Annotated in this window: 18 protein-coding genes; 3 read left to right on the forward strand and 15 right to left on the reverse strand. The window is 61.5% G+C overall.

The window, feature by feature from the left end:
* Nucleotides 1–153: 153 nt before the first annotated feature.
* The 3 genes from rimI to pssA are packed head-to-tail and all read right to left on the reverse strand — an operon-like array spanning nt 154 to nt 1879.
* Nucleotides 154–621 carry a ribosomal protein S18-alanine N-acetyltransferase gene (gene rimI, locus IEX75_RS04280; RefSeq protein WP_188794314.1) on the reverse strand — a complete coding sequence of 156 codons (468 nt, stop codon included), beginning with the start codon at nt 619–621 and terminating at the stop codon, nt 154–156.
* On the reverse strand, nt 621–1106 hold the full coding sequence (locus tag IEX75_RS04285) for a hypothetical protein (protein ID WP_188792994.1): 486 nt from the start codon (nt 1104–1106) through the stop codon (nt 621–623). Before IEX75_RS04285 ends, rimI begins: the two co-directional genes overlap by 1 nt.
* Nucleotides 1103–1879 carry a CDP-diacylglycerol--serine O-phosphatidyltransferase gene (gene pssA, locus IEX75_RS04290; RefSeq protein ID WP_188792995.1) on the reverse strand — a complete coding sequence of 259 codons (777 nt, stop codon included), beginning with the start codon at nt 1877–1879 and terminating at the stop codon, nt 1103–1105. The genes IEX75_RS04285 and pssA overlap by 4 nt, the downstream gene beginning before the upstream one ends.
* A gap of 199 nt (nt 1880–2078) precedes the next feature.
* Between pssA and IEX75_RS04295 the strand changes: the two genes are divergently transcribed.
* The 3 genes from IEX75_RS04295 to IEX75_RS04305 all read left to right on the forward strand — a co-directional run bounded on the left by IEX75_RS04295 (nt 2079) and on the right by IEX75_RS04305 (nt 5011).
* The gene (locus tag IEX75_RS04295) at nt 2079–2531 is read left to right on the forward strand and encodes a DUF4124 domain-containing protein (RefSeq protein ID WP_188792996.1); all 453 of its coding nucleotides are present in this window, start codon (nt 2079–2081) and stop codon (nt 2529–2531) included.
* A 145-nt stretch (nt 2532–2676) separates the two neighbouring features.
* Nucleotides 2677–4377: a proline--tRNA ligase gene (locus IEX75_RS04300; protein ID WP_188792997.1), complete on the forward strand. Its 1701-nt coding sequence runs from the start codon at nt 2677–2679 to the stop codon at nt 4375–4377.
* Nucleotides 4378–4681: 304 nt separating this feature from the next.
* Nucleotides 4682–5011, forward strand: coding sequence for an H-NS histone family protein (locus tag IEX75_RS04305; RefSeq protein ID WP_188792998.1), 330 nt, complete (start codon nt 4682–4684; stop codon nt 5009–5011).
* Between the two features lie 115 nt (nt 5012–5126).
* Here IEX75_RS04305 and IEX75_RS04310 read toward each other — a convergent pair whose 3' ends face one another.
* From IEX75_RS04310 to IEX75_RS04365, 12 genes are all read right to left on the reverse strand, one after another.
* Nucleotides 5127–6413 (reverse strand): threonine/serine exporter family protein, encoded by a 1287-nt coding sequence (locus IEX75_RS04310; protein ID WP_188792999.1) that lies wholly within the window; start codon nt 6411–6413, stop codon nt 5127–5129.
* Nucleotides 6414–6483: 70 nt separating this feature from the next.
* Nucleotides 6484–6924 (reverse strand): NfeD family protein, encoded by a 441-nt coding sequence (locus IEX75_RS04315; protein ID WP_188793000.1) that lies wholly within the window; start codon nt 6922–6924, stop codon nt 6484–6486.
* Nucleotides 6925–6942: 18 nt separating this feature from the next.
* Nucleotides 6943–7899, reverse strand: a complete 957-nt coding sequence (locus IEX75_RS04320) for an SPFH domain-containing protein (RefSeq protein ID WP_188793001.1) — start codon at nt 7897–7899, stop codon at nt 6943–6945.
* A 217-nt stretch (nt 7900–8116) separates the two neighbouring features.
* Complete coding sequence (locus tag IEX75_RS04325; protein ID WP_188793002.1) at nt 8117–9490, reverse strand: sensor histidine kinase; 1374 nt, start codon at nt 9488–9490, stop codon at nt 8117–8119.
* 213 nt (nt 9491–9703) lie between these two features.
* Nucleotides 9704–11047: a sigma-54-dependent transcriptional regulator gene (locus tag IEX75_RS04330; RefSeq protein ID WP_188793003.1), complete on the reverse strand. Its 1344-nt coding sequence runs from the start codon at nt 11045–11047 to the stop codon at nt 9704–9706.
* A 100-nt stretch (nt 11048–11147) separates the two neighbouring features.
* Nucleotides 11148–11927 carry a L,D-transpeptidase family protein gene (locus tag IEX75_RS04335; RefSeq protein WP_188793004.1) on the reverse strand — a complete coding sequence of 260 codons (780 nt, stop codon included), beginning with the start codon at nt 11925–11927 and terminating at the stop codon, nt 11148–11150.
* 162 nt (nt 11928–12089) lie between these two features.
* Nucleotides 12090–13349, reverse strand: a complete 1260-nt coding sequence (locus IEX75_RS04340; RefSeq protein WP_229720628.1) for an ABC transporter permease — start codon at nt 13347–13349, stop codon at nt 12090–12092.
* 1 nt (nt 13350) lies between these two features.
* Nucleotides 13351–14649 (reverse strand): ABC transporter permease, encoded by a 1299-nt coding sequence (locus IEX75_RS04345; protein ID WP_188793005.1) that lies wholly within the window; start codon nt 14647–14649, stop codon nt 13351–13353.
* 40 nt (nt 14650–14689) lie between these two features.
* Nucleotides 14690–15946 carry an ABC transporter permease gene (locus IEX75_RS04350; protein ID WP_229720629.1) on the reverse strand — a complete coding sequence of 419 codons (1257 nt, stop codon included), beginning with the start codon at nt 15944–15946 and terminating at the stop codon, nt 14690–14692.
* 11 nt (nt 15947–15957) lie between these two features.
* Complete coding sequence (locus IEX75_RS04355) at nt 15958–17271, reverse strand: ABC transporter permease (RefSeq protein ID WP_229720630.1); 1314 nt, start codon at nt 17269–17271, stop codon at nt 15958–15960.
* A gap of 65 nt (nt 17272–17336) precedes the next feature.
* The gene (locus IEX75_RS04360) at nt 17337–18566 is read right to left on the reverse strand and encodes an ABC transporter permease (RefSeq protein WP_188793007.1); all 1230 of its coding nucleotides are present in this window, start codon (nt 18564–18566) and stop codon (nt 17337–17339) included.
* Nucleotide 18567: 1 nt separating this feature from the next.
* Nucleotides 18568–19872 carry an ABC transporter permease gene (locus tag IEX75_RS04365; protein WP_188793008.1) on the reverse strand — a complete coding sequence of 435 codons (1305 nt, stop codon included), beginning with the start codon at nt 19870–19872 and terminating at the stop codon, nt 18568–18570.
* Nucleotides 19873–19880 lie beyond the last annotated feature (8 nt).

A 19880-nucleotide genomic window follows, 5' to 3' on the forward strand; every position in this document is an offset into this window, starting at 1 on the left:
CGTCATTCCGGCGAAGGCCGGAATCCATGGCGAGTGCGAAGCATGGATTCCGGCCTTCGCCGGAATGACGGTGCGCTTAAGACATGTAGGTTGGGGTGCAAACCCCAACATCGCGCAGTATGGAGATGACAATGTTGGGGTTTGCACCCCAACCTACGACGGAAACTCCAACGCCATCACGATCGCATCCTCGCGCCCATCATGCGCCGGGTAATACCTCGGCCGTCGCCCGATCTCATGGAAACCCAGCGACACATACAGCGCCTGCGCATTCGGATTGGACGGCCGCACTTCCAGAAACACCCGCTCGGCACCATTCCAGCGCGCGATATCCAGCAGGCGTTTCATCAAGTGTCGACCAAAACCCTGCCCGCGCTGATCCGGCGCAATGCACACGTTCAACACGTGCGCCTCGCCCGCGCCGATCGAAAGAATGCCGTAGCCGATGATTCTTCCTGCCAGACACAGCACCCAGGATGGATGCCCCGCCTTCAGGCAATCGCCGAAGATGCCCAGGCTCCACGGAAACGCATAGGAAGCATGTTCCAGCTCGCTGACTCGCGGCAGGTCTTCCCGCCGCATCGCGCGCATCTCCAGTGAGGGGCGCGCGACCGCAACCATCATTGGCCCCCGGCCGCCAGGGCGCGGCGCAGGGTACGCAACGCCTGCCATAGTCGCCGCTTGGCGCTGGCCTGCGTGAGGATGTCCGCGGGCGTATCGGCCAGCACGATATGCGCGTCGCGCATGACTTGCGCCGGCAGCGCACGTCCAAGCGCGTGGGCCTGGGCCTGACCGAAGACCAGATAGGCCGGCACGTGCGGTACTTGCATGGTTTCGTCGCCGAGCGCCTCGATGCGCGGAGCACGCGCAAGCTGGGCGCCGAAAGCCGATAGCGCGCGCCCGAGCAGATCGAGCTCACGCACCGCGCAGCCGGTCGGCAGCACCACCACAACACCGGCGCTGGCCGATGCCTGTTGAACGTCAGCGGATTGGACAGGCGACGCGGCAGGTGCCGTCCCGACGACCGTCCGCCGTTGCCACGCCACCACGCCTAATGTGCGCAGCACGCGGGCGCGATGCACCGGGCTGGCAACGACAGCGCTCATACCGCTCCACGGCGCGAACGCTTGCGATGCGTGGCAAGCCCCCACACCGTCACCACCGGTCCGGACAGCAGGAATAGCGAAAACACCGCCAGCAGCACGCGCGGCGGATCGACGAAGAACGGCACCAGGATCAGCACGGCCATCAGGATCCACAGGAACGGCACCTTGTCGCCCATCGGCAAGGACTTGAAGCTGTAATAGCGGAAGCGGCTCACCATCAGCAAGCCCACGATTACCGCCATGAACGGCATGACCATGTTGAGATCGTCGCCGCCGTAGCCCCAGCTATCCATGCTCCACACGAACGACATGCATACCGCCGCCGCCGCCGGGCTGGGCAGACCCTGGAAATAGCGCTTGTCGGCGACGCCCACCTGGGTGTTGAAACGCGCCAGGCGCAGCGCGGCGCAGACGGCGTAGATAAAGGCTGCCGCCCAGCCGATCTTGCCCGGCAACGGCCCGAACTCGCGCAGGCTGGAGAGCGACCAGTTGTACATCACCAGCGAAGGCGCCAGGCCGAAGCTCACCAGGTCGGAAAGCGAGTCGTATTGCACGCCGAATTCGCTCTGCGTGTGGGTGAGGCGCGCCACGCGGCCGTCGATGCCATCCAGCAGGGCCGCCACGAACACGGCAATGGCCGCGTCGGTAAAACGCCCGCCAATGCTCACGACAATGGCGTAGAAACCGGCGAACATGGCGCCGGTGGTGAACAGGTTCGGCAGGAGGTAAATACCGCGATGCCGCGGCACCTTGGCTGGTGTCGTCTCGGTCATGAAGCCATCCATGATGGAATGGAGCCAGTTTAGCAGGGTGGTGGGCGGCGCTTTCAGGGCCGCAGACGAGGAGCCGCACCGAACAATCGTGCGAGCCAGCACGTTCCCGATACTCCGTCCGCATTGCCCGCTTGAGTCCCAACCGCGCCGGTTGTTAACTAGCCGTGTTTTCCACCTTCCCGCTTTTTGGAGTCTGCTCATGCGTCGACTGTCCATTGCTCTGGCGCTGCTGTTGGTCGCGCCCCTGGCCTGCGCCCAGGTCTACAAGTGGACCGACGCCCATGGCACCGTCCACTACTCCGAATCCCCGCCGCCGACCGGCACCAAGTACTCCCAGGTCAGCATCAGCACCGGCAGCTCCGCGCCGGCATCCGATAACGCCACGCCGGCTTCCACTTCCACAAGCAGCAGCAATAGCAACGACTCTTCGCAGAGTGGCAATACCGCGCAACAGGGCAACGTGGCTGACACCCCGGAGAACCGCGCCAAACTGTGCACCTCGCTGAAGGCAAACATCACCACGCTGCAGGGCAGCGGCCCCGTGGTCATGACCGGTACCGGCGGCCAGCAGCAGTTGCTCAATCAGGATCAGCGCAAGCAGCAATTGGATGCCAGCCAGTCGCAGTACAGCCAGTACTGCGCGAATCAGTAACTCGCAGGTTGGGGTGCAAACCCCAACATCGCCATGTTCATCGGATCGGTATGTTGGGGTTTGCACCCCAACCTACGAAGATCGCCTGCTGCACTCAAACTGCCGGCTATAATCGACGCTTTATCCCGATAGCCGACCCGTCCCCATGCGCCTTAGCCAATTCCACCTGGCCACCGTCAAGGAAGTCCCTGCCGATGCCGAGATCGCCAGCCACCAGCTGATGATCCGCGCCGGCATGATCCGCAAGCTCGCCTCCGGCCTGTACACCTGGTCGCCGCTGGGTCTGCGCGTGTTGCGCAAGGTGGAAGCGGTCGTGCGCGAGGAAATGAACCGCGCCGGTGCGATCGAAATGCTGATGCCGTCGGTGCAGCCGCGTGAATTGTGGGAAGAAACCGGCCGCTGGGAAAAATTCGGCGGGCAGTTGCTCAAGATCAAAGATCGCAAGGAGCAGGAGTTCTGTTACGGCCCCACGCATGAAGAAGTCGTCACCGATTTCGCGCGCAACGAGCTGAAGAGCTACAAGCAGCTGCCGATCAACTTCTATCAGATCCAGACCAAGTTCCGCGACGAAATCCGTCCGCGCTTCGGCGTCATGCGCGCGCGCGAATTCCTGATGAAGGATGCGTACTCTTTCCATCTCACACAGGAATCGCTCGGCGAAACCTACGATGCGATGTACCAGGCATACACGCGCATCTTCACCCGCCTCGGGCTGAAGTTCCGCGCCGTGCAGGCGGATACCGGTGCCATCGGTGGCAACGCCAGCCACGAATTCCAGGTCTTGGCCGATTCTGGCGAAGACGTGCTCGCCTTCTCCGATGGTTCCGAGTACGCCGCCAACCTCGAAAAAGCCGAAGCCGTCGCGCCCGCCCTCAGCCGCCCTGCTCCTTCGGCTGCGCTGCAGCGCGTGGACACGCCGCGCGTGCGCACCGTGGAGGACGTCACCAAGCACTTCGGCATCACCGCCGACCATGTCTTGAAGACCTTGCTGGTGCGCGGCAAGGACGGCCTGGTGGCGCTGTGCCTGCGCGGCGATCACGAGATCAACGAGGTGAAGGCCGGCAAGCTTGCCGAGTTGCCGGGCGAATCCGTGCTGGCTTCCGACGAAGAAATCCTCGCCGCCGTCGGTGTGCGTCCTGGCTTCATCGGCCCCGTGGGCCTACCCGGCAACATCCCCGTGATCGTCGACCGCAGCGCAGCGGTGCTGGCCGATTTCGTGTGTGGCGGCAATGCCAACGATACCCATTACACCGGCGCCAACTGGGAACGTGATGCGCGCATCACACGCGTGGAAGACCTTCGCCAGGTGGTCGCGGGCGATCCCTCGCCGGATGGCCACGGCACGCTGCGGATCGCACGTGGCATCGAAGTCGGCCACGTATTCCAGCTCGGCAGCAAATATGCCGAAGCGCTCAATGCCACCGTGCTCGACGACCAGGGCAAGAAGCAGGTGATGCTGATGGGCTGCTACGGCATCGGCGTCAGCCGCATCGCCGCCGCCGCCATCGAACAGTGCCATGACGACGCCGGCATCATCTGGCCCGAGCCGATGGCGCCCTGGCGCGTGGCGGTATGCGTGATCAATCCCAAGAACGCGCCGGACGTACATGCCGCTGCCGAATCGCTTTACGACGAACTTAGCGCACGCGGCATTGAAACCGTGTGGGACGACCGCGGCCTGCGCCCCGGCGCGATGTTCGCCGATATGGAACTGATCGGCATTCCGCATCGCGTGGTGGTCAGCGAACGCGGCCTCGCCGCCGGCACATTGGAATATCGCGCGCGCACCGCGAGTGAGAGCAGTGCCATTACGCGTGATGAGCTATTTGAAATTTTGGCTGGTTAGGCTGTCCTGAAGATACGCCCCACACGACCGTCATTCCCGCGAAAGCGGGAATGACGGTCTTCTGGAAATTCGGGTACAGCGCTGCAAGCCTGCATTTGCATCGTGCCAAACACAAGGCCGCCCAGAGCGGCCTTTTTCATGTCATCGATGGCTTCATTAGCTGAAGGAAAATCATTTTTCCTACACAGCCATGCTTTACAATTTTGCAATTAATGCGAGAAAATCGAAAATGCGCCCGGGCATTTACTTCTAAATCAATAGCCCGGAATGTCCTGCTCATTTCTCTTTTACCGGAGCCCACCTTATGGCCATTGATATCAAGAGCCTCAACCATAATCAGCTCAATGACCTGATTCAGAAGGCGCAAGCGCGCCAGCAAGAACTCGAGAAAGAAAAAGTCTCCCGCGTGCGCGAAAAGGTGTTCGCCTTGCTGAAGGCCGAAGGCATCAGCTTTGAAGAAGTATTCGGCGGCGGTGGTGTCGTTCGCGGCAAGCGTCGCGGCACTGGCACCGTGGCACCGAAATATCGCAATCCGGCCGATCCGGAACAGACCTGGTCGGGCCGCGGCAAGCGTCCGCGCTGGTTCAACGATGCGTTGAAGGCCGGCAAGAAGGAAAAGGATCTGGCGATCTGATTTTTTTCGGATTGGGGTTGCAAGAAAACGCCGGCCTCACAGCCGGCGTTTTTGTAGGTTGGGGTGCAAACCCCAACATTGCCATGCATAAGAGCGTTGGGGTTTACACCCCAACCTACAACGACCTTCTCGGCGCAATCAGCAACTCGCCAAACATCAACCCCGCCACCAGCGAAATCAAAATCGTCACCAGCAGCACGGCGGAATCAAAGCCCAGCGATGCATTGCGCTCGAGCAAATAGGAAACACTGCGAAACCCCACACTTCCCGGCACCAGCAGCAAAATGCCTGGTTCGCGGATCACCGCACCAGGGCGTCCGGCATAACGCGCGTACACATTCGCCAAGGCGCTCAGCAAGAGTCCGCCGAGAAACACACCGAACGGCGCACCGTTCAAATTCGAGGAAATGGCGCCACCCAGGCGCGTCGCCAAATAGCCAACCATCACTGCCATGATCACCGCTGCCCAATCACGCCAGGCCGCGCGGAACAGCATGGCAAACGCGATCGCCGCCACCAGCAGGGCCGGATAATCCACCCACTCCGGCAACGCAGGCAGCGCGAAATCGCGCGGCTCGATGCCGAACACCGCGCATATCTGGGTCGCCGCCACCGTACCGAAGGTGAGCTTGAGCAAAGTCGACATCGCCCCGCCCATGCGGGCCATCCCCGCCACCAGATGCAAGCTGGAAATCTCGCGCACCGCCGTCGTCAACGACATGCCGGGCACCAGCACGATCAGGCCGGCCAGCACCACCGACTTGATTGCCAGCGGCACCACGAAGGCGCTGAAGACGATCGCGACCAAAGTAGCCACCATGGCGCAGATCGCGTCGCTGGCCACCTGCAAACGCGGGCGCGTGGCCGACAGGATGGTGATCATGCCGATGATCAGCCCTACGAAACCCGCGACGCAAAGATCCACCCACGAGCTATGCAGAAACAGCGCATCGATGGCCGCTGCGGACAAGCCGTAACTGATGATCACGCCAGCCTGCTGACGCGGCGTGTCCGGCAGCTCCAGCGCGCGCAACAGGCGAAAACCTTCACGCAAATCGAGCTCACCGTTGATCACCCGATCGGCAATCTCGTCGGCGCGGCACAGCTTGTCCAGGTTCACATCGCCCGGCAGCAGGCGGATCACCTGGGTGACCTGCGCTATGCGCGCCTCATCACCGTGCGCAAGATCCGAGAAGGAAATAATGATGGCGGTAGGGCTGGACCACACATCCGCACTCAGACCGATGCGCTGCGCCGATCCGCTGATCGCCATCTCCAGGCGCGGCGACGCAGCACCGTATTTATGCAGGCGCGTGGCAAGTTCCACCAAAAAGGCGATACGGGTATTGAGCGCCGTGGTGGCGAAGGTCGGCAACGTCGATCGGATGGCGGATGTAGGCATAGCGCCATTGTTACCGTAAGTGCCGCTGCATTTAAGCCCTCTCCCCTTCAAGGAGAGGGCGCAACGCGCCTCAAGCCGGCCGCACCTTCAACGTCGCCCCTTCCACCGCCACCACTTCCACCGTGCTGCCCGCCGGCAAATCCGGCCCGCTGACCAGCCACTGCCCGTCGCCGACCTTGGCCTTGCCGCGCCCGTTGACGATGGCTTCGATCAACACGTATCGCCGACCAATCAACTGCTCCCCACGCCGGTTGAGCCGTCCGTCATCCTGCTCGCCTTTCTGCAACGCCGGCCGCACGGCATACCAATAGACCGCGCACGACACGAACGCCAGCACCACGAACACGATCGCCTGGACCAGCATCGACAGCCCCGGCAACAGCAGCACCAGCAAGCCCGTAGCGGCAGCACCGATGCCAATCCACAGCATGAAATAGCCAGGCATGATCACCTCGATGGCGATCAGCACCAGCGCAACGATCCACCAGAGGTAATGCGCAGCGACGCTCATGTGGATATCCCCTAGTGCTCAGCTCATCGACGGCGGCGTGCGGCGCGTTGCAGCCAGCTTCTCCTGCTGCTGCCCTAGCGACTCTTTCGCCAGCTCCGCAATGCCCGCCAGCGAACCGAGAATGCCCGTAGCCTCAACCGGCAACAGCAGCATTTTCTGATTGGGCGAATTGGCCATTTCCTTCAGCGCCTCGACATACTTGTTGGCGACGAAGTAATTCAACGCATTGATGTTGCCGCTGGCGATCGCATCGGATACCAGCTTGGTGGCTTGCGCCTCGGCTTCGGCAAGACGAATGCGCGCTTCCGCCTCGCGGAACGCCGCTTCCTTTTTGCCATCCGCAGCCAGAATCGCCGATTGTTTCTCGCCATCGGCCTTCAGAATCGCTGCTTGACGCAGACCTTCGGCCTCCAGAATCTGCGCGCGTTTCTCGCGCTCCGCTTTCATCTGGCGCGCCATCGAATCGACCAGGTCGCGCGGCGGCGCAATGTCCTTGATCTCGATGCGGTTGACCTTGACGCCCCAGGGATGGGTAGCTTCGTCCACCACGGTAAGCAATTTCGCGTTGATCGCATCGCGCTGGCTGAGCGACTCGTCCAGGTCCAGCGAGCCGAGCACGGTGCGGATGTTTGTCATCACCAGCGCAAGCGCAGCCTGCTCCAGATTGGCCACTTCATACGCGGCCTTGGCGGCATCCAATACTTGATAGAACACCACGCCATCCACGCGCACCACGGCGTTGTCCTTGGTGATCACATCCTGGCTTGGTACGTCCAGCACCTGCTCCATCATGTTCATCTTGCGACCGATGTCGTAGATGAAGGGAATCAGGAAGTGCAGGCCCGGTGTCAGCGTGCGCGTGTATCGCCCAAAGCGCTCCACCGTCCATTCGTAACCTTGCGGCACGATACGCACCAGCTTCGCCAGCACGATGATCGCCACCACCACGACTACCAACGCAAAAATACTGCCCATGGCATGTCCTCCTTGTTGACTTGCAGGAGTATAGGGCAGCGCCTTGGACAGCGTGGCGCTCGCTGACGTGTGCGTCTTGGCTTGCAGGGGAAGCCGTAGATCTCGGCAAGCAACAAACGCTATGCGCTTGAACAAGATGCGTAGGTTGGGGTGCAAACCCCAACGTGGCGATCTTGATGGGCATGGCAATGTTGGGGTTTGCACCCCAACCTACGCATTACCCAGCACCTGTCGGCTGCGGCAACAACAAGGTCACACGCAACCCGCCATCCTCGCGATTGGCCAAGGCAATCCGCCCGCCATGCGCCTCGCTGATCTCGCGCGCCAGTGCCAGGCCCAATCCCGTACCCGAGCGCTTGGTGGAATAGAACGGCAACAGTGCCTGCGCCAATACCGCCTCGCTCATGCCAGGGCCGCGGTCACCCACCTCGATACGCAGCTCGTGGCCCACGATGCTGAGCGCCAGGGTCACGCCTTCTGGTGCACTACCCGACTCATGCGCATTCTTCACCAGGTTGATCAACACCTGCTCGATCTGCACCGGATCAAACAAACCCGGTTGCGTTGGAGCATGGCCCACCAACTGAAAATGACAATGCAACGCCAGCGCATCCAGGAACGGTTTCCATTCCACCGCCACCATGCGCGGTGCCGGCAGCTTGGCGAAACGCGCATAACCATCAATAAAACCATGCAAGTGACGTGCACGCTCGCCAATGGTGGCAAACACACCCGGCAGCCGCTGCACATCGCCCCGTCGTGCCAGTTCAGCGCCGGAATGCGCCAACGACGAAATCGGTGCCAGCGAGTTGTTCAACTCATGGCTGACGACACGGATCACGCGCTTCCACGCCGCCACCTCCTGCCGCGACAATTCACGCGTCATGCGGCGGAACAATTGCAGGCGATGCGGCCGTCCTTGCAAACGGAAAGCGCGCTGCGAGAGATGGAATGTTTCTTCGCTGCCATCCATTTCCACACTGAACAACGCGTCTTCCGAACCCTCCGTGGCCTTGCGCAACGCTTCGGGCATATCGGCGATCAGGTTGGCGAAGTGCAGGCCATTGAGGCTGCGCCCTTCATTGAACAGATGCCGCGCCGCGATGTTGGCATAGGCGACACGGCCGCTACTGTCGGTCAGCACCAGGGCCACCGGCGTGTTCTGCACCACGGTATCCAACAACAACTCGCGTTGCGCCAGGTTCTGTCGCTGTTCGCGCAGCGTCTGTCCCAACTCGTTATGCACACGCACGAGATCGCCAAGTTCGTCGTGTCGGTTGAGTGCGAGGGAAATGCTGAAATCACCGTCACGATAACTCGCCACCGCACCTTCCAGGGCACGCAGCAGGCGCTTCACCGGATCCATCACGATATGCGCGAACCACCACGACAGCGGCGCCAGAATCGCTACGCAGATGACGATCGCTTCCGTGCGGCTGGGCGTCGCCACCTGCAGCGGCAGTTCGTGACGCACCCACGCCAGGATGGCCGGTAGAGGCCACTGCGTGACGCCGACATAGACCAGCGCGCCCGTCAGCGCGGCCAAGGCCAGCAAGAAGGCGAGGCGTGCTTCCAGCGATCTCAGGCGCATGGGGTGATGCTGATGTGATGGCTGGAAGGAGGCATGGACGGTCTCCGCTTGAAGTGCGGTTGTTCTACACGTTGCTGCCTACGTACGCCACTGCCGGAAGCCTGTAGGTTGGGGTGCGAACCCCAACGTTGCCATGCTCATGTTGCGCGATGTTGGGGTTTGCACCCCAACCTACGATGGCGTTCCGACCGACCGCTCGCGCGAGATTGCTCCTCACGCTTGCGTCATCAACCCATACCGCTCCATGCGCCGATACAACGCCTGCCTCGACAATCCCAACGTCTGCGCCGCACGGCTCACTACACCATCCGCCTTCTGCAGCGCCGCCTCCACCACCTCGCGGCTGGGCTCGTCCAGATTGCGTACCGCTGCTGCGCCGGCATGCAGCGGCAGGTTGAGCAATTCGGGCGTGATCGGGCCGCTGCCGGCCAGCAAGGCGGCACGCTCGATCGCGTTTTTCAGCTCACGCACATTGCCCGGCCATGTATAGGTGAGCAAAGCCTCGCGCGCCGCCTCGCTGAGTTGCGCGCGGCCGGCGAGGAAATGCTCGGCCAGCGGCAGGATGTCGTCGATGCGCTCGACCAACGGCGGCAGATTCACGTCGATCACGTTGAGGCGGTAATAGAGATCCTCGCGGAACGTGCCCGCGCGAATCATGCCCTTCAGATCCGCATTGGTCGCACTCAGCACACGCACCTTCACCTTGCGCGTGCGGCCGGAGCCCAGCCGCTCGAACTGCCCGGTTTCCAGCACACGCAGCAACTTCATCTGGCCCGGCAGCGGCAGGTTGCCGATTTCATCGAGGAACAACGTGCCGCCATCGGCCAGCTCGAAGCGCCCTTCACGCGCCTTGTTGGCGCCGGTGTAAGCGCCGGCTTCCGCACCGAACAGTTCCGCCTCGATCAGCTCGCCCGGCAAGGCGCCGCAGTTCACCGCGACGAAGGGACCGTTCTTCACCGACGAGTTGGCATGCACGATGGCCGCGATGCGCTCCTTGCCGGAACCATTGGGACCGGTGATCAACACCGGCACCTCCGAACGCGCCACCTGGCAAGCCAGGTCGATCGTGCGCGCCATCGCTTCGGAAGCGAACACCAGGCCGTCGAGCTCATAGCGGCGCTGCAAGTCTTCGCGGCGCTTGCGGCGCTCCATGCGCGTGCGATTCACCTCGCGCGTGGATTCCGACAGCTCCAGCAGGTTTTCCACCGTGGCCAGCAGCTTGGCGTCATCCCAAGGCTTGGCCAGGTAGTCGGCCGCGCCGGCCTTCACCAGCTCCACCGCGGTTTCCAGATGGGTCCACGCAGTGAGCAGGATCACCGGTAGATCCGCATAGCGCTGGCGGATGGCGCGGAACAGCTCCACACCCTCCTCGCCGGAGGTGGTGTCGGCCGTGAAATTCATGTCCTGGATCACTACGTCCACGGACTGGCGCGCCAAGGTGGCCAGGCCGTCGTCCGGCGTCAGCGCTACCACGGGTCGCACGTCGTGAAGCGAAAGCAGCAGTGACAGCGCCTCGCCCACGGCCGGATTGTCATCGATGATCAGTACGGTACGCATTCGTCGTCTACACATGCAGGCATGGATGCCGCTCCCGCCGGAAAGGTTGCCATGCCAAATGGCCTACGTACATCAAAACCGGCGAGGTCATGTTCCATGGTCAGTGAATGGCCGGCAGTCTGGCCCCTTCCAGACGCTGGCGTGCCTTGATGTACTGGTCACGCGGCATCTGAACCAGGAGCGGCGACTTCGCCGGATCGAACCACACGATCAGCTGCTCGACGTCTCCCTTCGGCATGGCGGTACATCCCACCGTACCCTGGCCGGCCCCACGCCAGACATGCAGGAAAATGCAGGAACCACCGGCGGGCCTGGTTGGGTTGGTGTTGTGGTCGACGTACACGCCCCAGTGATAGAGCTCGTCATGTCGCAGCATGTGCTCGGAACTGTTCCAGTCCGGCGCGTTGATGTGCTGACGGTCGACGATGCGGTTGTAGTGCTGCGAGGCCGCATCATCCACGCACTCGACCGATGGCGTCAGTTGCACGTAAGACATGCGCGACCCCGCCAGCAACTGCGGCTCGTATCCGAATGCCTTGCCCAGCGAAAACACACCCGCCGGCGCCTTGCTGTCCCCTTCCCGCTTGATCGGATCACCCGCACCGGCGCCCAGCCGTTCGTTGCTGATCAAGCCACTCCCCCACGCCAGCCCGGCCTTGCCCACCACGATGGGAAACGGCTGCCCCACTGCCATCCACGTATCGTGCGGCCCGCTGCGTTCAAATCGATGCAGCGTGCCGCTCACGCTGTTCCAGTCGGCGGTGGTGACGACCACCATCTGGCGCGTGTCGTCGAGCGCGTCATGCGCTTGTGCGGGGAATGCGGGAAACAAGCCGGCCGCACAGATAGCCAACAGGGAAAAGCGAAGCCATGAGCTCATAAGCTTGGGGACTCCAGCAAGAATGGTGCTTATTTAAGCGTGCATCGCGATCACGACGAAAGACTGTCTCTGCTTTCATCGGGATCCCCTATACCATCGGCATGATTCATCTCATGAATCATCTTACCCACAAGCCATCCGCTTGATATTCATGAAGCCAGGTCAGACGGATCGCGTCGCCACCACCGGCGGCACAGCCGCTGCACGCATGGCTGGCCCCTGTACCGCAAGTTGCCCAAGCACCCACAAGGTCACGACACAGCACGGCAGGTAATACCAAGGCATCAACCGCATCTCGTAATGCTTGATCAGATAGATGTTGATGGCGAACGCCAAACCCATACCGATCGCCACACCTGCCGTGGTCAGCAAGAAATTTTCGAGCCGGAAGTAACCAAGGATCTGTCCGCGCGTGGCGCCTACCGCACGACGAATGCCGATCTGCCTGCGCCGCTGCTGCACCCAGAAACTTGTCAGGCCCATGATGCCGAAGGCTGTCACGGCCAACATCACGGCACATACCACTACCAGCGTCCAGGCCAGGCTGCTTGCATCGGCAAAATACTGGTCGCGCATATCCGTGTAGCGCTGCCCTTTTATCCGCGCTGAGGGATAGAGCTGATGCAGCTTGGCTACGGCAGCCTTGAGCACACGGTCGCGATCTCTTGGCGTACTGCGCAGCACGTAGTCGTTGACCGGATTGGCCGGCCCCAGTGAACCCAGCGCGCTCGCCGGGCTGATCGGGAAGAACACACTGTTGTAGAACCCCCTCCCGCCGGCATCACGCGTTCCGTCATCGGAGCACAGCACATCGTCCACCACGCCCACCACGGCGTACCAAAGCGCATCGGAATACAGGAGCTTGCCTAACGCCGACTGCCTCGGCCACATACGCTTGGCCAAACTGGCCGTAATCACCACGGCATGACCACTCGACACGAGTTCGCCATTGAGCGTGCTGTTGGCGTATTCATCGGCATCGAAGAAACGCCCTTCGATCAGGTGCAGCCCCATCGCCTTATCCGCGCCCTCGCCTACCAGGTAGTACTCGACATAGGCATTACGGATATCGTTCATCGTGGCACCCGGATGCATACCGAAACTCCATGTAAGACCCGAGTTGTCCAGCGGCATATCACTACTAGTCGCCACCGCACGCACGCCCGGGATGTTGCGCAATGCTGCAAGATCACGCGGGATGTCGCTTGCGGCAGTCTTCACCTCCGAACCGGAGATGCGCACGACGCTGATGCCACCTTCGTCGATCGCATTGCGAAGGCGGATGTCATCCATGTTCTGGCCGATCATGGACATGGCATTGCACAGCACGCCACAGGCCAGTGCGATTTCCGCAATGATCAAAAAGGCCGTCGTACGGTGCGCGCGAAGGCTGGCCAGAATCGGGCGAATGGCCATATCCATTTCAACCCGCCTTGATCTGCGAGGCCGGTGCCACGCCGCTGGCACGCCATGAAGGCAGCAGGCCGGCAAGCAGACTGGCCGCCAATGCCACTACGAAAGTCAGCAGGAACATCTTTGGGTCCAACCGCGCCAGGCTCGCGTATTCGGCCGGCTGATGCCGTGTGCCCCACAAACCCAGTTCGGCAAACAATAGGCCCAGCACGCCGCCAGCCACGCCTATCAATGCCGCCTCCATCATGAATTGGGCGAAGATGTGGCCACGCGTCGCACCCAATGCACGCCGCACACCAATCTCCTGTGATCGGCGCAAGCATTTGGCCAGCAACAAGCCAACCGTATTCACCACGCAGACCAGCAGGAAACCAAAGGCGAGTCCCGCCTTCAGTTTTACGCTATGCGGCACCAGTTCTTCCCGGTGCATCAGCTGGGTCAAATCAGGCAAGGCCGTGTCAGAGCGATAAAACTGCCCTTGCTTGATCTGATCACGCACATAGCCATCCAAAAGATTCCGGTAGTGCGCCACCGCTTCAGCACTATCAAGCTCCACCCAGAATCCGAGCCATGTGCATGGCATGGCTCTTGGATCACGCTGGTCACCCGTGCCGAAACACTGGCCCGGCATACCGCCGATACCAGCATCCAGCGCAGCCTCCAAGGGCATGAACACAGCATCACCATCGCCGAACGTATGTCCGTCCAATTCCGCACCATAGAAGCGCGGCTGAGGCGCCCAGTGCTTCAGCACGCCAACAATACGAAAATCGTGACCGTGGATGCGGACGCTTCGGCCGACGCTGTCAGCACCACCAAATAGTTGGTCATTGATATAGCCTGCAATGACGACGACACGCTGGTGTGCGGCATCATCGCCCACATTCCATCCGGCACCAAACTGGAAGGGCGAATCAAACATGGGGAAAAAGTCCGCCGTGGTCAGCACCCCATTGCCCCAGATCGGCTCTACGCCATCCGACTTCGTGACGCCTACCGTCGCAGCACTCACCAGGGCCTGACGATCAGCACGATGCAGCTGTAGCAGATTCATGGCATCGCGATAGGTCAGTGTAAACGGTGGCTGGGTCTGGCCGGACACGTAACCGTCCTGGGGAAACGGATCGATCTGCGGATGAAATAGCCGCCCGCTTTTTCCAGGCAAGGGATTGCCGGACAGGAGCGTCGCTACCGTCAACGTGGTGATCGACGCGCCGATGCCCAACGCCAGGGTAAGCACCATCAACAGCGTCAGCACTTTGTTGTGTTTCAGACTGCGTACTGCCAGATCCAGGTAGTAACCGAACATCCCGATACCTCATCGACCAACTGCCGGATAGAAAGCTCGCCTATACCGATCGCGTCGCCACCACCGGCGGCACAGCCGCTGCGCGCATGGCTGGAGCAAGCACACCGGCCTGCCCGATCGCCAGCATCACGGCGGCCCCGACCGGTAGATACGTCCAAGGCAAATGCGGCAGCTCGTAGTAATGCATGAGCAGGATGTTGCCGGCATAGGCGAGCACCATTCCGATGATGATGCCGGTGCCGACAATCAACAGGTTTTCTACGAGGAAGTCACGCAATATGTGTGCGCGGCGCGCGCCAAGGGCGCGGCGTATGCCGATCTGCCGGGTACGGCGCTGCACCCAGAAACCGGTAAGGCCCATGATGCCCACCAGCGTGACGATCACGATCGCCAGCACCATGCCCAGCAGCAGCCATAGTGCGGCACGGGCATTCTTGAAGGCATCGTTGCGTTTTTGGACATAGGTCTGCACGCGCGCTCGCGCACCGCCTGCGGTCGCGCCACCGAATTGACGCTTGATCGCATTTTTCACGCCTTGCAGCGCGATGTCGCGCATCGCCGGATCCACGCGTACGGCGTAGCTCAACATGGCTGTATTGCCGATATTGCGAGCCAGCAGCACGGTGTAATCGGCACGTCCATCCGTTGCCAGGCCAAGCTCGTTGCGCAGCAAGTGTTTGACCACACCTACCACTTGATAACCATGATCACTCTTGTCGTTTGGATCGGGATCATGCAGCCATTGTCCAACGGCGGGCGTTGCACCAAACAATTTATCGGCCAAGGCCTGCGTAATGATCACGGGCTGCGTGACGCCGGTATCCCAATCCGAATCAGGGCCATTGCTGGCGCCTAAACCCCATGGCCGATACTCGCTGGGCAGAAAATCCCGTCCAGCCACCATTTCCAGTCCCAGCGTCTGCACCAGATTTTTGCCAAAGAACGCGTTGACGCCAACCGCCGCATGCGTCGCCCCCTGCAGATTGACCATCAGCGACGCGATGCTCACCATTGGCAGCCCAAACCCGGATGACGCAGCACGCACTCCAGGCACCGCGCGCAGCGCGTCTTCTCCGGCAACGGATTCGGCCGCCGTGTAAGTACGCCCCTGCGCAGCCAGGTTATCCACCAAAATCAGGTTGTCGGCATCCACGCCACTGGGCGCCAGCATCGGCTCCAAGCGCTGCCAAGCCAGGAAAAACACATTGCAAAGAATGGCGCATGCCAAGGCTACCTGCAGCAGAACCAGCGCAGGCATCAAGCTATGTCGACGCATTGGAGCCAGGATGATACGCATGCATGTGCTCCTCAAGCGCTTTTGACTTGCAAGCCAGGTTGCACCATCGACACCCGCCACGATGGCAACAAGCCCACCAACACGCCGACAGCAAGAGCGAGTGCGAACAGTGCCGCAAACATCGCCACATCGAGCCGGGCCAGATCGGTGAAGCCCTGATCCTGCATCCGCAGCAAAGCCAGCCCCAACAAGGTGAGTGGCCACGCCAATACCCCGCCAAGCAGACAAACCATGCCGGCCTCGAACAAGTGGTGCAGCATCACCGCGCGCCGTGACGCCCCCAGCGCGCGCCGAATACCGACCTCGGCGCCGCGCCGCATGAACTTCGCCGCCAGCAAGCCCGCCACGTTCACCATGCATAACAGCAAAAACGAACCGGCCAACAAGACGTTGAGCCGCACGTTGTCCGGTATCGCGTTCTGTAGCGTCAACCACCGCTGCACGCTCAACAATTGCGACTGCGGTTTCTTGCCAAAGCTTCCCAGCGGCTGCTGTTGCGCGTAGTGATCGAGAAAGCTGCGGTATGCGGTGACCTCCTGCGGCGTGTCGAGCTGCACCCAGAAGGCCAGCCATTCGCAATGCATCGGATCAACGGCAATGTACTGCTTGCTTTTTTCCGTCACGTCATCGCAACCGTCGGTACTGGAAGACGCCAGACCAACATCGATGGCTGCGCCGAAAGGCACGAAAATGCTTTCACGCTCATTGCCACTGAAAGTCCAGGCATTCAGGCCATAGAAGTGAGGTTGCGGCGCATAAGGCTGACTGACGCCGATCACGCGGAAAGCATGGTGCTTGATCTGCACCACCCGGCCGATGGCCTTCGGCGTGCCGAACAGTTTTTGCGCCAGCTCACTATCGATAACGGCAACCGGCGTGCGTGCTGCATCCTCCGCCGCGGTCCAATTGCGCCCGTCCTGCAATGCGACGCCGAACATCGGAATGAAATCGCTGCTCGTGGCCAGCAGCTGCTCATTGGATGGCTCCCCCTTGTCGCCCCCGACCTGCGCGTCCAGGTCGGCCATCGCGGCCTGCAGCGTTCCTTTGTGTGCCGCCAGCAATGCCTCGGCGTCCGGCGTCTTCAGACGCTTGTAATCATAGGTGGCCCAGTCGCTATCCAGAGACCGGTACGTCTGCGACTTGGCCAGTACTGTATCGACCCAGGCGAGATGGAGATGCTGGCTACGCCCACGCAATGGATCGGCGGACAGCATGTGCAGCAGCGCCAACGTCGTCATGCTCGCGGCCAGGCCAATCGCCACCGTCAGCACGGCCAGTGCCGTGGTCTTCGGATAACGGCGCAAGCCCCGCAAGGCCAGTTCCATGCTGTATCCCATCATAGACAACGTCGCTCCCCTGTTCCTGTCGCAAGCAAATACCCACTACGCCGTCATACGGATCGCGTCGCCACCACCGGCGGTACCGCCGCCGCACGCAATGCCGGCCCAAGCACCGCAGCCTGTCCAAGGCACCAGAGCAGCATCGCGCCCACCGGCAAGTAAGTGAGCGGCAGACGCGGCAGCTCGTAATGCACGATCAGGAACAGGTTGATGCCGTAGGCCAGCACCATGCCGAGCACGATGCCGAACGTGGTGAGCAGAAAATTCTCGGTTTGAAAATAGGTGAGGATGTGCCCGCGCGTGGCGCCCAGCGCACGGCGCACGCCGATGCTGCGATTGCGCTGCGACACCCAGAAGCTGGCCAGACCAACGATGCCCAGCGCGGTGACAACCAGCAGCGCCAGGCAGACGCCCATCAGGATGCCTGCCATGGCTCGATCGTTACGAAAGAAGTTGTAGCGCATCTGGTCCCAGGTGCCGCTGTCCAGCACGATGCGGTTGGGATCGAGCGCGTTGAGCTTGGCGAGCGCCGCCTTCAACACGCGCTCGCGGTCCTTCGGGTCGCAGCGCAGTACGTAATACGAACCCGCCGACATCGACAGGCGCACCGGATGGATCAGGCTGTACTGGGCACCTCGCTCCAGCAGATTCGGGCGCACCAGTCCTTTCACGACGCCGACCACGGTGAGCGCGAAGTTCCTGCCGATGTAAACCTGTTTGCCCAGTGGATTTTGTCCGGGCCAAAGCCGGTCGGCCACGGCACGGGTGATCAGCACCGACGTGGGTATCTCTTTCATATCTCCGGTTTGCAGCGCCTTGTCGATCTTGTCCAGATCGCGGTATTCCTCGGGGTTGAACGCACGCCCGGCCTCAAGCTGCACACCCAAGGTGGAAAGCAGGTTCTCGCCGAAATATTGCGTGGCATCCATCGTTTCCATCTGTTGGGCCGGATCGAGCCACAAGCTGGAGTTCGAGGAAGAACCACTCATCGGCAAATGGTCGATGATCATCGCCGATTTGACGCCCTGCACTTCCCTCAGTCCGGCCAGGTCAGCCTCCGTACGCGCCATCGCATCAGGACGGGCGCCGATAAAGGCCAGCTGCAGGTAGACCAGCTCGTGCTCGGCGATGTAACTGGGTATCGCCATGCGCTCCAGGCGCTGGCTGATCAGGAAAATGGCGTTGCACACGATGGCGCAGGTGAGCGCGATTTGCGCGATCAGCAGAAACACCGTGAATTTGTGGCGCCCGAGCGTCGCGAGAATGGGTTTGATGTCCATGTCAGTTCGCCTTCAATTGCAGCGCCGGTGTGATCCGGCATGCACGCCAGGCCGGCAGCAAACCCGCCAGCAAACTGGCGCAGACCGCAAGCCCAAACGTCGTCAGCAGCATGCTTGAGTCCATATGCGCCAGCCTGGCGTAGTCCGTCGGCTGCTGGCGTACCAGCCACAAGCCGAACAACGCCAACAGCAAGCCGAGCGTGCCGCCAACCACGCCCACCACACCCGACTCCATCAGCAATTGCCCAAACAGCGCGCGTTGCGAAGCTCCCAAGGCGCGGCGCACACCTAGCTCGCCGGCACGGCGCATGAACTTCGACAGCATCAGGCCCACCGTATTGACCAGGCAGACCACGAGAAAGCCCAACGCCAGCCATACCTGCAGGCGTGTATCGCTAGGCACCACTTGCTGGTAATCCAGCCACTGCATCACATTGCGCAGGCGCACGTTAGGCGGGCGCAGGAATCGCCCTGCCGCATGCTGCTCCTGCGAGTAATGCACCAGAAAATCCTGATAGGCCGCCGCCTGCTGCGGCGTGTCGAGCTGCACCCAGAACTGCAGCCACACGCAAGACGCGTGCTCAAGCGTGTTGTTGTCGCCACCGCCATTGCCCCAGCAGTCCGTGTTGCCGGCGTGGTCCATGCGCACATCGCGCGACGTCGACAAGGGCAGGAATATATCCTCGTCGTCGGCATAGCTGCCCATATAGATCTGGTAGAAATGCGGTTGCGGGTGCCATGCGCCAAGTACGCCGATAATGCGGAAGGCGGTTTCCTGCAGCCGCAGCGTCTTGCCCACGCTGTTCTGGCCACCGAACAACTTGTCGTTCAACTTCGCACTGATCACCACCACGCGCGCCTTGCTGTCGTCCTCGATCGAACCCCAGGCATTGCCGTACTGAAACGGCACGTCGAACATCGGGAAGAAATCCGCCGATGTGTACAGCGCCATCGCATGAAACGGATAGATGCTCGACTGTGCCGGCTGCAGCGGCACCATCCCTCCGGTCATCAAGGCTTGTCGCGTGGCGCGCTTTGCGTGCAACAGATACATGCCGTCGATCCAGCTGACCTGATCCGGCGGTTCGACATTCGGCTCGTAATCGGCCATGTCACGCGGATCGATCTGCGGGTAATACAACGATGCGCTACGTCCCGGCAGCGGATCGCCGGACAACACATGCAACACCGTCAACGTGGTCATGCTGGCACCGATACCCATGGCGATGGCAAGCACCATCAAACCGGTCAGCACTTTGTTGCGCCGGAGGCTGCGTACCGCCATATCCAGGTAATAACCGAACATGTTCCCTC

Origin of the sequence: Dyella nitratireducens, assembly GCF_014642835.1 — a bacterium.
Classification (GTDB): Bacteria; Pseudomonadota; Gammaproteobacteria; order Xanthomonadales; family Rhodanobacteraceae; genus Dyella_B; species Dyella_B nitratireducens.

Bases quoted from the DNA above. Each gene is read 5' to 3' on its own strand.
- rimI (WP_188794314.1), bottom strand. From the start codon at position 621: ATGGTTGCGGTCGCGCGCCCCTCACTGGAGATGCGCGCGATGCGGCGG.
- IEX75_RS04285 (WP_188792994.1), bottom strand. From the start codon at position 1,106: ATGAGCGCTGTCGTTGCCAGCCCGGTGCATCGCGCCCGCGTGCTGCGC.
- pssA (WP_188792995.1), bottom strand. From the start codon at position 1,879: ATGACCGAGACGACACCAGCCAAGGTGCCGCGGCATCGCGGTATTTAC.
- IEX75_RS04295 (WP_188792996.1), top strand. From the start codon at position 2,079: ATGCGTCGACTGTCCATTGCTCTGGCGCTGCTGTTGGTCGCGCCCCTG.
- IEX75_RS04300 (WP_188792997.1), top strand. From the start codon at position 2,677: ATGCGCCTTAGCCAATTCCACCTGGCCACCGTCAAGGAAGTCCCTGCC.
- IEX75_RS04305 (WP_188792998.1), top strand. From the start codon at position 4,682: ATGGCCATTGATATCAAGAGCCTCAACCATAATCAGCTCAATGACCTG.
- IEX75_RS04310 (WP_188792999.1), bottom strand. From the start codon at position 6,413: ATGCCTACATCCGCCATCCGATCGACGTTGCCGACCTTCGCCACCACG.
- IEX75_RS04315 (WP_188793000.1), bottom strand. From the start codon at position 6,924: ATGAGCGTCGCTGCGCATTACCTCTGGTGGATCGTTGCGCTGGTGCTG.
- IEX75_RS04320 (WP_188793001.1), bottom strand. From the start codon at position 7,899: ATGGGCAGTATTTTTGCGTTGGTAGTCGTGGTGGTGGCGATCATCGTG.
- IEX75_RS04325 (WP_188793002.1), bottom strand. From the start codon at position 9,490: ATGCGCCTGAGATCGCTGGAAGCACGCCTCGCCTTCTTGCTGGCCTTG.
- IEX75_RS04330 (WP_188793003.1), bottom strand. From the start codon at position 11,047: ATGCGTACCGTACTGATCATCGATGACAATCCGGCCGTGGGCGAGGCG.
- IEX75_RS04335 (WP_188793004.1), bottom strand. From the start codon at position 11,927: ATGAGCTCATGGCTTCGCTTTTCCCTGTTGGCTATCTGTGCGGCCGGC.
- IEX75_RS04340 (WP_229720628.1), bottom strand. From the start codon at position 13,349: ATGGATATGGCCATTCGCCCGATTCTGGCCAGCCTTCGCGCGCACCGT.
- IEX75_RS04345 (WP_188793005.1), bottom strand. From the start codon at position 14,649: ATGTTCGGTTACTACCTGGATCTGGCAGTACGCAGTCTGAAACACAAC.
- IEX75_RS04350 (WP_229720629.1), bottom strand. From the start codon at position 15,946: ATGCGTATCATCCTGGCTCCAATGCGTCGACATAGCTTGATGCCTGCG.
- IEX75_RS04355 (WP_229720630.1), bottom strand. From the start codon at position 17,271: ATGGAACTGGCCTTGCGGGGCTTGCGCCGTTATCCGAAGACCACGGCA.
- IEX75_RS04360 (WP_188793007.1), bottom strand. From the start codon at position 18,566: ATGGACATCAAACCCATTCTCGCGACGCTCGGGCGCCACAAATTCACG.
- IEX75_RS04365 (WP_188793008.1), bottom strand. From the start codon at position 19,872: ATGTTCGGTTATTACCTGGATATGGCGGTACGCAGCCTCCGGCGCAAC.